Below are 12,242 nucleotides of genomic sequence, written 5' to 3' on the forward strand. Positions count from 1 at the left end.
CGAAACCCCTTCCATTAGCAGTGCAAGAAATTAACGAAACCTTACCATAATGCATCGAATACAGGCTTTTACCGCGGCGCGTTCTATCATAAAAGCGCCGCCGATGCGCTTGCCGCAGGCTGGTCGCCGCACTAGACTGCCGCCGTTTGTAACCGAGGAATGCGGCTGAAGCATGAATGCTGGCCGTGAGGAGTCTTTTGGATGTTTCAGGGATCTATTCCCGCTCTTGTCACGCCGTTTACCGAAGCCGGTGCGGTGGACGAAGCCGTTTTTGCCGATCATGTGGAATGGCAGATCACCGAGGGCAGCACCGGTCTCGTGCCGGTCGGCACCACGGGTGAATCGCCGACCCTTTCCCATGCCGAGCACAAACGGGTGGTGGAACTCTGTGTCCAGACGGCAGCCGGCCGCGTACCGGTGATTGCCGGCGCCGGTTCCAACAATACCAAGGAAGCGATCGAACTGGCCCAGCATGCCGAAAAGGCAGGCGCCGATGCGGTTCTCGTGGTCACGCCCTATTACAACAAGCCGACCCAGAAGGGGCTTTATGCCCACTACGCGGCTGTTGCTGAAGCGATCACGCTGCCGATTATCATCTACAACATCCCGCCGCGCTCGGTGGTGGACATGTCTGTGAGCACGATGGCCGAGTTGGCGCGGACCTACAAGAACATTGTCGGCGTGAAAGATTCGACCGGCAGTGTGGAGCGCGTTTCCGAGCAACGCGCCGCCTGCGGCAAGGATTTCATCCAGTTGTCGGGGGAAGACGCAGGAGCACTCGGTCACGCTGCGCATGGCGGCAGGGGCTGCATTTCCGTAACCGCCAATGTCGCACCGCGTCTCTGTGCCGAGTTCCAGGCGCTGCTGCGCAAGGGCGATTTTGCCGGCGCGCTCGAGCATCAGGATCGCCTGCTGCCGCTGCACAAGGCGATTTTCATGGAACCCGGCCTTTGCGGTGTCAAATATGCGCTTCACCGCATCGGTCGCATGAGCCGCGCCGCACGCTTGCCTTTGTTGTCGACATTGGAGCCGGCAACCGAGGCCGCAATCGACGCCGGCCTCAGACATGCCGGCCTGATCAATTGACAAGGCCTTGAGCCGGGCGGGCGACTGCCCGGCTTTCTCTATCCGCTTCTTCCCTTCCGTATCGCCCTATATTACATAGGGTTGAGACGAACCCGCGCCGCAGGCCCGCCGGCAGGGACAAAAAGACAAGGTTGGGCGGAATGAACGGATCAAGTCATCATGGCACCCAGAGGCAGCCAGCGCACGGTCAACAAGATTGTCGCGGAAAACCGCAAGGCCCGCTTCAACTATGAAATCCTCGACACCTATGAAGCTGGGCTGGTTCTGACCGGCACCGAGGTCAAGGCGTTGCGCGAAGGCAAGGCCAATATCGCCGAGTCCTATGCCTCCGACGAGGGTGACGAAATCTGGCTGATCAATTCCCATCTGCCCGAATATCTGCAGGCCAACCGTTTCAATCACGAGCCGCGTCGTCGACGCAAGCTGCTGCTGAACAAGCGGGAGATCAACCGCCTGCGCCATGCCGTCAACCGCGACGGCATGACACTCATCCCGTTGAAGATCTATTTCAACGAAAAGGGCCGGGCGAAGATCGAGCTGGCGCTTGGCAAGGGCAAAAAACTGCACGACAAGCGCGAGACCGAGAAGGAACGCGACTGGAACCGCCAGAAGTCCCGCCTGATGAAGACGGGCGGCTGAGACGTGTCCGATACTCCGTTTTTGAACGTCTCGGTTGGCCCCTTTGCCTTCAAGGCCAGGCTGGAACTTCAAAAGGCGCCGCTCACCTGCGCGGCCTTCCTGTCGCTGCTGCCGTTTGCCAATCAGGCGATCCATTCGCGCTGGAGCGGCGAGGCGGTCTGGGTGCCGCTTGGTGAGTTCCAGTTCGGCGTCGGTTTCGAAAACCACACCTGCCATCCCTCCAGAGGCGATATCCTGCTCTATCCGGGCGGCCACAGCGAAACGGAACTGCTGTTTGCCTATGGCAGCTCGTCTTTCGCCAGCAAGATGGGCGCGCTGGCCGGCAATCATTTTCTGACCCTGGTCGAAGGTCAGGAGCAGTTGGAAGAGATGGGCCGTCTCGTTCTCTGGCAAGGCGCCCAGCCGATCCGCTTCGAACGCTGAACTGCATCAAGACGCCAAGGACGGCGTAGCATCTCCCTGAAACAGCGATTGCTGGCTGTGAAACAGTGCCACCAGCCTGTCGATCATGATGCGCACCTCGGGCCGGTTGCGGTCATCGTCATGCATGGCGATCCACAGATCGACCGACAGCGCCTCGATCGGAGCGCCGATGCGCACCAGTCCCGGTTCCGTGTCTCCGATCAGGCAGGGCAGGACAGCCCTGCCGGCACCGGAACGGGCCAGCTCCAGCAGGGTTGGCGTGGTCGTCGTCCAGACGCTGATCCACTTGTCGGGCTGTCTTGAAATCCAGCGGTCGGCGGTGCTGGAGGCCTGCTCGCGGCCGATCGATATCCAGCGCTCTTCCGGCTCTGCCGCAACGGCCGGCGTCGCATAGGCGGCATAACCGGTGCGCACCGTTTGCCGTGACGCAAGATTGCCGGCCGCCGGCCGCTGGTGGGTCAATGCGATCTCCGCCTCGCGGAAAATCAGGTCGACACCGGTCTCCGTCGCTTTCAGGCACAGGCGGAACGGATCGTCCTTGGTCCAGATATCCGTCAAATGCCGCGCCAGGAACATGGCGAGCCAACCGTCACAGGCCACCGAGACGATCGGCAGGCAGTATCCGTTCTCGTTCCACTGGCGGATGAAGGATGCCTGTGCATCCATGGCCCGCACATGGGCCAGCAGCACTTCGCCATCCGGGGCCAGCGAATAGCCCTTGTTGTGACGGACGAAGAGATGATGGCCGGTCGCCCGCTCCAGCGCCAGCATGCGCCGGCCGATGGTCGGCCCGCTGATCCCGGTTTTTTCCGCAGCGCCCACCAGGCCACCCTCACGGGCCACCGCCAGGAACAGCCGAAGATCATCCCAGTTCTCGTCTTTCATGGTTGAAACGATCCGTTCATTCTTGCGTCTACACTGAACAATTCCAGAGGCTTAAGTGATGTTGCTGATGATTTCACTGTGAAGGAAACGGCAATGCAACTCAACTGGCTTTTGATATTCGAGGCCAAGACGGCCGAGGGAAAACGCAAGTGCCACCCGCTATCGGACCCTTTGGAAAGGCCGGAGTGGCAGAGGTGCGGATGGGCACTCGGAATGATGGCCTGGCTGTTGCACGAACCACGCGGCAAGCGGAAGGCCCGCCTGCCGGCCCGCCGTCAAGCGGAGTGCTCGGCCTCGCCGTCATAGAGGGCCTTCGCGGCGGCCGTGATGCCTGCCATCGCCTGCCGGTAGGCGCCGGGGCCATAGCTGAGGCGCGAGACGCCCAGTTCGGCCAGGCGCGGGATCGGCGGCGTGCTGCCCATCGCCATGATGTTGACCGGCAGCGAGACGGATGCGCAGACCTCGGCGATCAATTCCTCGCTTGCGAGACCTGGAACGAAGAACCCGTTTGCTCCGGCGTCGGCATAGGCGCGGGCTCGCCCAATCGCCTCCGTCATCAGGCCCTTGTGTCGGGCGTCGTCTCGTTCCTGCAGGAAAAAATCGGTGCGGGCGTTGATGAAGAGCGGTACGCCTTCGCTGTCGGCGACAGCGCGGATCGCGGCAATGCAGGCCGTTTGCCGCTCGATCGGGTACAGGCCGGATCCGTCGGGCTTGCCATCCTCGAAGTTGATGCCGATGGCGCCGGCTTTCAGCATGCGGCGGACATTCTGCGCAACGGTATCCGCGTCTGCCGCATAGCCGCTTTCGAAATCGACCGAGAGCGGCAGGTCTGTGGTGGCAGCGATCCGCGCGACGATGGTCTCGACCAGGCCGAGCGGGATGGCCTCGCCATCGGCATAGCCATGGGCGGCGGCCACCGACCAACTGCCGGTCGCCAGCGCCGGCGCACCGGCTGCAGCCACCGCCTTGGCGGAGCCGGCATCCCAGATATTGTAGAGCACAAGCGGCTTGCCTTTGACATGCAGGGCCGCAAACGCCGTCGCCTTGTCTGTTGTCATGTGTCAGGCCGCTCCTTGTTTCAGGTCGATTGCTTGGATGCGTCAGCGACCATACGCCGCTCGTGTTCGATCAGCCAGCGCTTGCGCCACAGACCGCCGCCATAGCCCGTCAGGCTGCCATCGGCACCCAGCACCCGGTGACACGGCACGACGATGGCGATCTGGTTGGCGCCATTGGCGCGTGCGACGGCCCTGACGGCAGACGGCCGCTCCAGCATCAGGGCGACATCGGTATAGCTGTGCACCACACCTGCCGGAATGGCGCGCAGAGCCGCCCAGACCTGTCGCTCGAAATCCGTGCCATGGCCTGCCAGCCGGGTGTCGAACGCTGCACCGGTGCCGGCAAAATAGCGGCCGAGTTCCTGTTCGATCTGCTCGATCGGCGCATTGCGTCCCATGACGATGCCGCAGCCGGTCACACGCTGTAGCCGGCGGATTTCGTTCGGCAGGGCCGGGCGGTCGGCGAATTCGAGAAGATGCAGGGCGTGCTCGTCGGCAATCGCCATCATCGGGCCGATCGGCGTTTCGATCCAGGCAGCCTTGAGAAAGACCTTGCCGCGCAGATGCGCCGGCGCCTCGCCGAACAGCTGCATCACGGCGGCGCGGAAGCCACTGCCCGATTCGAAACCGGCGTCGAGTTGGGCATCGATAACGGCTGTGCCGCCCGTCAGGTGTTCGGCAGCCTTGCCGACCCGGCGCAGGCGGGCGATTTCCAGAAAGCTCATGCCGAAGCGGCGCTTGAAGGCCCGCCGGACGGTGGACAGATCATGGCCGCGATCGGCAATGTCCCGCTCACTCCATCGCCGATCCGGCTCCGCATCAAGCGCTTCGAGCAGGGATTTGACCAGCGGGTCCGCCTCGCCGTAGGCCAGCATCGGCCGGCAGCGTTTGCAGGGCCGAAAGCCGGCCTCCAGGCAGCCGGCGATCGTCTCGCGAAACACGCAGTTTTCCCGTTTCGGCTTGCGGGCTGGGCAGGTGAACCGGCAGAAAATGCCGGTCGAGGTGACGCAGACATAGGCAAAGCCGTCATAGGCGGCGTCGCGGCCCGTCAGGGCTTCATAGAGGATATCGTCGGTGGGGCGTTTGAACAGCATGGACCGACTTTAGCCGATCGATGCGAAAACGCCGCCGAAAAAAGAGCGTTGATTCCTCTCCGTTCGGCGGCGCGGTTTGAATGCCGACGTTCAGGCGGCGTAGCGCTGGCTGTAGGCAGCCGAGACCGGCTTATGCGCTTGGGAGCGGGACACGGTGAAGCGGGAAATCAGCGTCGTCAGGTGGGTGGAGACATCGACCAGCGTATAGGTCGAGGCATTGGTTTCCTCCACCATGGCGGCGTTCTGCTGGGTCATCTGGTCCATGCTGTTGATGGCCGAATTGATCTCGCTGACGCCGGCCGCCTGTTCCTGGGCAGCGGTGGCAATCGCTGCGATATGGGTGTTGATCTCCTGCACCTGGGTGCTGATGGTGCGCAGCGCTTCGCCGGTCTCGTTGACCAGCGACACGCCTTGCGCCACGTCTCTGGAGGAACGGTCGATCAATGCCTTGATTTCCTTGGCCGCTTTGGCGGAGCGTTGTGCCAGCTCGCGCACCTCCTGGGCAACGACGGCAAAACCCTTGCCCGCGTCGCCGGCCCGGGCCGCCTCGACGCCGGCATTCAGCGCCAAAAGGTTGGTCTGGAACGAGATTTCGTCGATCACGCTGATGATCTGGGTGATCTTGGACGAGGAATCCTCGATGGCGCCCATCGCCTCGACCGCCTTGCCGACGATCGTTCCCGACCGGTTGGCTTCTTCGGCGGAACTGACCGCGACAGCCTGCGCCTCCTTGGTGCGCAGCGCCGATTGCTTGGCAATCGCCGTGATCTGCTCCAGGGCGGCCGATGTCTCTTCCAGTGCCGCAGCCTGTTGCTCGGTGCGCTTTGCCATCTCGTCGGTGCTGCTGGTCAGTTCGCGCGTATTGGTCGAAACCTGGACGGCCTGGCTGACAATGTCGGCAAAGGCGTTCGCAAGGGTTTCCAGCGCGGTGTTGAAGTTCGCCTTCAGCGGCGCAAATTTCGCCGCCAGCGGCTGGTCGATCGCAGCGGTCAGGTTGCCGCGGCTGAGTTCGCCAAGCGCTGCGTCGAGGGCTGCCAGTGCCTGTTCCTGTTCGGCTTCAAGGACATCACGTTCATGTTCCGCCGTGGCGCGGGTTTCCGCCAGCGCTTCCAGATAGACCGAGATCGAATAGTCCATGTCGAGCATGGCGGCCTTCATAATGGCGCCGATCTTGCTCGACAGCGCGCGCGCCTTCTTGGCCTGAAGGAAACCGCCCAACTCGTCGGCAATGATCGTTTCGATCAAAGCATCGAGGATCAGCGCATAGCCGCCGATATACCAGCGTGGCTCCAGCCCAAGTCGGGCATGGGTGCGGCCGATCGTCGATACCGCGCTCACATAATCCTGGTTGAATTTGCCAGAGGCGATCAGGCCCCAATGGCTCACCTGACGCTGTTTGGCGTGCTGGATATGCGCATCGTTCGAGAAGAATTTCGCGGTGTCCGGATGGGCCTTCGCCGTGGTGTAGAAACGGTCCAGGGCCGGGCCGATTCTGGCGGAAATCAGGGGTTGCAGAGCGGCAAGCGTGGCCTTCTGTTCAGGCCCGAGTCCTAAAAAAGTCAAGCGCTCGCCAAGCTGGAGATCGGTCCTGCTGGAATTTGTCATGATGTACCTATGGGGTCGCAATGCGAAGAAACGGAAAAGGGCATGGCGAAGAAACCGGGTTGCCTCGCCCCGTTCCTTACATGCGCATGCGTAATGCTATGTCGCATAACAAGTTAAGAATATGATAATAGTCAGATGATGATGCGCTCTGGCAGCCCGGTGGGCTGGGTGCCGCCGGTCGGCGGCGCGGGGCAAGGGGGCATCGGCGGCCGGCCATGCGGTTCGCCGCAGGCGCTCGGCTCAGTCTTCCAGGTCGATGTCGTTGGAGACCACTTCGACCGTGCGGCTCGGGCGTTCGCTCGGGTCGCGTCCCACTTCGGCCTTCAGGGTGACCAGGTCGATGAAATGGTCGGCCTGCCGGCGCAGGTCGTCGGCGATCATCGGCGGCTGGGTTGCCATGGTCGAAACGACCGAAACCTTGCGGCCCTTGCGCTGCAGCGCTTCCACCAGGGTGGTGAAATCGCCGTCGCCGGAGAAGATGACCAGGTGGTCGACCGTGCTCGACTGCTCCATGGCGTCGATGGCCAGTTCGATATCCATATTGCCCTTCACCTTGCGGCGGCCCATGGAGTCGGTGAACTCCTTGGCAGGCTTGGTGACGACCTTGTAGCCATTGTAGTCGAGCCAGTCGATTAGCGGCCGGATCGACGAATATTCCTGGTCTTCGATCAGGGCGGTGTAATAATAGGCCCGTAGCAGATAGCCGCGCTTTTGAAAGGCCTTCAGCAATTTTCGATAATCAATGTCGAAGCCGAGGCTCTTCGACGCAGCGTAAAGATTGGCGCCGTCGATGAACAGGGCAATTTTCTCCCGCGGGTCAAACATGCTGCAACATTCCTTTTCTTTTTAAAATTAGCATCGCGGCAAACGTCAATCAAAACAAAAGATTACCGTAGTTCTCATGAATAGCCCATGTAATTTATGAAATATTCATATACGAATCCATTTAGGGCAGGACTTCCGATATTCCAAGCACGCAGGGGTTGAGTAAGGGGTTTGTTGCGCCCATTTATTCGCTGCATCGCGGCAGGAATCGATCTGCCGGAAGGAAAAACTTGAATTTGCCCTGTTTTAATTGTATCGCGCTCCTAATCCAAAAGAACTTGACCAAAAAGGACAGGCAATGGCCCGCGTCACAGTAGAAGATTGCATCGACAAGGTAGACAACCGCTTCGAGCTGGTGCTCCTTGCAAGCCATCGCGCACGGCAGATTTCCCAGGGCGCTTCGATCACCATCGATCGCGACAACGACAAGAATCCGGTCGTGGCGCTGCGCGAGATTGCCGACGAAACCCTTTCGCCGGACGATCTGAAGGAAGACCTCATTCATTCGCTGCAGAAGCACGTCGAAATCGACGAGCCGGAGCAGGAAGCTGGTTCTTCGTCCGGCACGGCGGCCCTGGTCTCCAAGAACGATGAAGACGACGACATGCCGGAGCCCGTCACCTTCGACCAGATGTCGGAAGAAGAGCTTTTGGCCGGTATCGAAGGACTTGTTCCGCCGGAAAAGAGCGACGATTACTAATCGTCAAGCTTTCCGATCTAATCTGGCGTGATGGAGTGCGTTTTCGTGCGTCAACCGTAATGGTTGGCGCGCTTTTTCTTTCCCGGAGTAGCCTTGGATGATGCGGCAATACGAGCTCGTTGAGCGAGTTCAGAAATATAAGCCCGACGCCAACGAAGCGCTCCTGAACAAAGCCTACGTTTATGCCATGCAGAAGCATGGCCAGCAGAAGCGGGCGAGCGGCGACCCCTATATTTCCCACCCCCTCGAAGTCGCCGCCATTCTCACCGACATGCATCTGGACGAATCGACGATCGCCGTCGCCCTTCTGCATGACACGATCGAGGATACGACGGCGACGCGCGCCGAGATCGACGATCTGTTCGGCGAGGATATCGGCCGTCTGGTCGAGGGCCTGACCAAGCTCAAGAAGCTCGATCTGGTCACCAAGAAGGCCAAGCAGGCGGAAAATCTGCGCAAGCTGCTGCTGGCGATTTCGGACGATGTGCGCGTGCTGTTGGTCAAGCTTGCCGACCGGCTGCACAATATGCGCACGCTGGAGCATATGCGCGATGACAAGCGCGCCCGCATCTCCGAAGAGACGATGGAAATCTATGCGCCGCTGGCCGGTCGCATGGGCATGCAGGACATGCGCGACGAGCTGGAGGATCTGTCCTTCCGCTACATCAATCCCGAAGCCTATGAAACGGTGACCAAGCGCCTGGAGGAATTGTCCCAGCGCAACGAGGGACTGATCAAGAAGATCGAGGACGAGTTGCGCGAGCTTCTGGTGGCGCAGGGGCTGGAGGCGCCCGCCGTCAAGGGGCGCCAGAAGAAGCCCTATTCGGTCTTTCGCAAGATGCAGTCGAAGTCTTTGTCCTTCGAACAGCTCTCGGATGTCTACGGCTTCCGTGTCGTCGTCAACGACGTGCCGTCCTGTTACAAGGCGCTCGGCGTTGTCCACACCCGCTGGCGCGTCGTGCCGGGCCGGTTCAAGGATTATATCTCGACGCCCAAGCAGAACGATTATCGCTCCATTCACACCACCATCGTCGGCCCGTCGCGCCAGCGCATCGAGCTGCAGATCCGCACCCGCCGCATGCACGAGATCGCCGAATACGGTATCGCCGCCCATGCGCTTTATAAGGATGGTGAAAACGGCGAGCCCGGCGAACTGCTGTCGCGCGAAAGCAATGCCTATTCCTGGCTGCGCCATACCATCGAGGCCCTGGCCGAAGGCGATAACCCGGAGGAGTTCCTCGAGCATACCAAGCTCGAGCTGTTCCAGGACCAGGTGTTCTGCTTCACGCCGAAGGGCAAGTTGATCGCCCTGCCGCGTGGCGCCACGCCGATCGATTTTGCCTATGCCGTCCACACCAATATCGGCGACACCACGGTCGGCGCCAAGATCAACGGCCGGATCATGCCGCTGGTGACCCGTCTGAGCAATGGCGACGAGGTCGAGATCATCCGCTCGGGCGTCCAGGTGCCGCCGGCCGCCTGGGAGGAGATCGTCGTCACCGGCAAGGCGCGCTCTGCGATCCGCCGCGCCACCCGCATGGCGATCCGCAAGCAATATTCCGGCCTCGGCCATCGTATCCTGGAGCGCACCTTCGAGCGCGCCGGCAAGGTCTTTTCCCGCGACGCGTTGCGCCCGGCTTTGCATCGCCTCGGCCATCGCGATGTCGAGGATGCCATTGCCGCGGTTGGGCGTGGCGAAATGTCGTCGCTGGATGTTCTGCGCGCCGTGTTCCCCGACTACCAGGACGAGCGCGTCACGGTAAAGCCGGCGGCGGATGATGGCTGGTTCAACATGCGTTCGGCCAGCGGCATGATGTTCAAGCTGCCGGGCAAGACGGCGGCGGACCGTGAAGCGGCGGCCAAGGCGGCCGCGGCCGGCGAAGCGCTCGACCCCTTGCCGATCCGCGGCCTCTCCGGTGCCGTCGAGGTGCATTTCACCCCGGCCGGCGCTGTGCCGGGCGACCGCATCGTCGGCATCATGGAAGAAGGCAAGGGCATTACCATCTATCCGATCCAGGCCTCGGCGCTGCAGCGTTTCGACGACGAGCCGGAACGCTGGATCGATGTGCGCTGGGATCTCGACGAAGCCAACAAGTCGCGCTTCCGCGCCCGCATTCTGGTCAATGCCATCAACGAGCCGGGCACGCTGGCAACCGTGGCCCAGACAGTTGCCGGTCTCGACATCAATATCAGCAGCCTGACCATGATGCGCGTCGCCACCGATTTTACCGAAATGGCCTTCGACCTCGAAGTCTGGGATCTGCGCCAGCTCAACCAGCTGCTGAGCCAGATGAAGGAACTGGACTGTATCTCCACGGTCAAGCGCGTCTACGATTGACAATCCGCCGCCTGGAATGCGTTTCCTGGCGGCTGACGCACAAAGTCGTGCCATTATTCTCCTCGAAAGTTCCAAAAAACAGGCATTTATTCGCCTAGCTATGCGTTATGCGCAGGGCTGCGGTCTCTCCTTGGCGTTGGTAAATTGTGCATCGCACAACTATATTCGTGTCATACGATGAACAACCCAGAAGAGAAGGAACGAAACAATGTTTGCCCCCATTCGCAAGCTCGCCCGCGCCCTGCGCGTCCCCAGCGCCCAGGATCGTGAAATGGCCTATCTGAACGGCTCGCATGACCGCTTCGACCTGGAATACCGTCAGCGTCAGATCGACAACGGCCTGTTCCGCAACAAGTTCTGATTTCGCCTGCTGATGTGCCGGTCAGGATCTCCATCCCGGCCGGCTTGATATGCAAGGCTCGTCGCTCCGCCGAGCGCTCCGGCAAGGCCGTTTAGGCACTTGAACTTGGCCACGCATATCCACTACATGTGGCTCATGCTGTTTCGCCGTCGCAAACCCGCAGGATTGATGGAAAAGCTGCGCGGCTTGGTCTGGCCCCGTATGGGTTTTCTGCGCTCATTTCGGTATTTTCGCATGCGTGTCTTGAGGCTGACAGCCTCGCCCCATGCTGTCGCGGCCGGCGTTGCTGCCGGTGTCATGTCCTCCTGGACGCCTTTCGTCGGCTTTCACTTCATCCTGTCGTTTGTCCTGGCCTACCTGCTGGCCGGCAATCTGATCGCCGCCGCGCTCGGCACGGCTTTCGGCAATCCCCTGACGTTTCCGTTCATCTGGGCTTTCACCTGGGAAGTCGGAAACCAGATGATCGGCCATCAAAAGCCGGGGCAGGGCAGCGCCATCGATCTGGTCAGTCTGTTCGAGAAACTCGAGCTGTCGCAACTGTGGGATCCCGTGCTGAAGCCGATGCTGATCGGCGCGGTACCGCCGGCGCTGGTGTCCGGCCTGCTGGTCTACGGCCTGGTTTTTTATGCCGTTCGCGGCTTTCAGGCGCGCCGCCGCGCCCATCTGGCCGAGCGTGCCCGCAACCGCCTCGGCGAGGCGGTCAGCGGCGTTCGGAGCGTTTAAGAGGAACATGTCATGATCATCGGCATCGGCAGCGACCTGATCGATATTGCCCGCGTGGCAAAATCGATCGAGCGTTTCGGCGATCGGTTCACCGCCCGCTGCTTCACGGATATCGAGCAGCAGCGCTCCGATGCCAGCCGCAACCGCGCCGCATCTTACGCCAAGCGTTTCGCCGCCAAGGAGGCCTGTTCGAAGGCGCTGGGGACCGGTCTTGCCCAGGGCGTATTCTGGAAGGACATGGGCGTTGCCAATTCAAAGGAAGGCAAGCCCTCCATGGTGCTGACCGGCGGCGCCGAAACGCGGCTGAAGTCGCTGCTGCCGGCCGGCCATGAGGCGATCATCCACCTGACCATCACCGACGAGCATCCCTATGCCCAGGCCTTCGTGGTCATCGAGGCGCGGCCTCTGACCGGATGAACCGGGCGCCCTCCATGGATTTTCACGTCCTAACCGTTGCCGCGGATGCGCGAAGCGACTAGAGAAAGCAGCTAATTGCTAAAACAAG

13 protein-coding genes are annotated in these 12,242 nt (G+C 61.2%); 8 read left to right on the forward strand and 5 right to left on the reverse strand.

Translation table 11 applies throughout. The annotated features are described in order from the left end of the window. The first annotated feature begins 201 nt into the window (after positions 1–201). The 3 genes from dapA to HFC70_RS16415 all read left to right on the forward strand — a co-directional run bounded on the left by dapA (position 202) and on the right by HFC70_RS16415 (position 2,148). Entirely contained in the window at positions 202–1,086 is an 885-nt protein-coding gene (gene dapA / locus HFC70_RS16405; RefSeq protein ID WP_168474354.1) for a 4-hydroxy-tetrahydrodipicolinate synthase, read from the forward strand. A gap of 159 nt (positions 1,087–1,245) precedes the next feature. Beyond that, positions 1,246–1,725 carry an SsrA-binding protein SmpB gene (gene smpB, locus HFC70_RS16410; protein ID WP_168474355.1) on the forward strand — a complete coding sequence of 160 codons (480 nt, stop codon included), beginning with the start codon at positions 1,246–1,248 and terminating at the stop codon, positions 1,723–1,725. Positions 1,726–1,728: 3 nt separating this feature from the next. Then, positions 1,729–2,148, forward strand: coding sequence for a DUF3830 family protein (locus HFC70_RS16415; protein ID WP_168474356.1), 420 nt, complete (start codon positions 1,729–1,731; stop codon positions 2,146–2,148). Positions 2,149–2,154: 6 nt separating this feature from the next. Here HFC70_RS16415 and HFC70_RS16420 read toward each other — a convergent pair whose 3' ends face one another. The 5 genes from HFC70_RS16420 to HFC70_RS16440 form a co-directional block, all read right to left on the reverse strand. After that, the gene (locus tag HFC70_RS16420; RefSeq protein WP_168474357.1) at positions 2,155–3,033 is read right to left on the reverse strand and encodes a LysR family transcriptional regulator; all 879 of its coding nucleotides are present in this window, start codon (positions 3,031–3,033) and stop codon (positions 2,155–2,157) included. Between the two features lie 275 nt (positions 3,034–3,308). Further along, the gene (locus HFC70_RS16425; protein ID WP_168474358.1) at positions 3,309–4,091 is read right to left on the reverse strand and encodes an isocitrate lyase/phosphoenolpyruvate mutase family protein; all 783 of its coding nucleotides are present in this window, start codon (positions 4,089–4,091) and stop codon (positions 3,309–3,311) included. 20 nt (positions 4,092–4,111) lie between these two features. Further along, positions 4,112–5,185, reverse strand: coding sequence for a bifunctional transcriptional activator/DNA repair enzyme AdaA (locus HFC70_RS16430; protein ID WP_168474359.1), 1,074 nt, complete (start codon positions 5,183–5,185; stop codon positions 4,112–4,114). A gap of 90 nt (positions 5,186–5,275) precedes the next feature. Continuing rightward, positions 5,276–6,790: a globin-coupled sensor protein gene (locus HFC70_RS16435; RefSeq protein WP_168474360.1), complete on the reverse strand. Its 1,515-nt coding sequence runs from the start codon at positions 6,788–6,790 to the stop codon at positions 5,276–5,278. A gap of 240 nt (positions 6,791–7,030) precedes the next feature. Continuing rightward, positions 7,031–7,615 (reverse strand): NYN domain-containing protein, encoded by a 585-nt coding sequence (locus tag HFC70_RS16440; protein ID WP_168474361.1) that lies wholly within the window; start codon positions 7,613–7,615, stop codon positions 7,031–7,033. Between the two features lie 298 nt (positions 7,616–7,913). Here HFC70_RS16440 and rpoZ point away from each other — a divergent pair, with 298 nt between their 5' ends. The 5 genes from rpoZ to acpS all read left to right on the forward strand — a co-directional run bounded on the left by rpoZ (position 7,914) and on the right by acpS (position 12,154). After that, positions 7,914–8,315, forward strand: coding sequence for a DNA-directed RNA polymerase subunit omega (rpoZ, locus tag HFC70_RS16445; RefSeq protein WP_168474362.1), 402 nt, complete (start codon positions 7,914–7,916; stop codon positions 8,313–8,315). 97 nt (positions 8,316–8,412) lie between these two features. Then, a complete protein-coding gene (locus tag HFC70_RS16450; RefSeq protein WP_168474363.1) occupies positions 8,413–10,653 on the forward strand; it encodes a bifunctional (p)ppGpp synthetase/guanosine-3',5'-bis(diphosphate) 3'-pyrophosphohydrolase in 2,241 nt (746 codons plus the stop codon). A 208-nt stretch (positions 10,654–10,861) separates the two neighbouring features. Next, positions 10,862–11,014: a DUF3563 family protein gene (locus tag HFC70_RS16455; RefSeq protein WP_168474364.1), complete on the forward strand. Its 153-nt coding sequence runs from the start codon at positions 10,862–10,864 to the stop codon at positions 11,012–11,014. A 135-nt stretch (positions 11,015–11,149) separates the two neighbouring features. After that, complete coding sequence (locus HFC70_RS16460) at positions 11,150–11,737, forward strand: DUF2062 domain-containing protein (RefSeq protein ID WP_168474547.1); 588 nt, start codon at positions 11,150–11,152, stop codon at positions 11,735–11,737. Between the two features lie 12 nt (positions 11,738–11,749). Further along, positions 11,750–12,154, forward strand: coding sequence for a holo-ACP synthase (acpS, locus tag HFC70_RS16465; RefSeq protein ID WP_168474365.1), 405 nt, complete (start codon positions 11,750–11,752; stop codon positions 12,152–12,154). Positions 12,155–12,242 lie beyond the last annotated feature (88 nt).

Origin of the sequence: Agrobacterium sp. a22-2 (genome assembly GCF_012276985.1) — a bacterium.
GTDB lineage: Bacteria > Pseudomonadota > Alphaproteobacteria > Rhizobiales > Rhizobiaceae > Allorhizobium.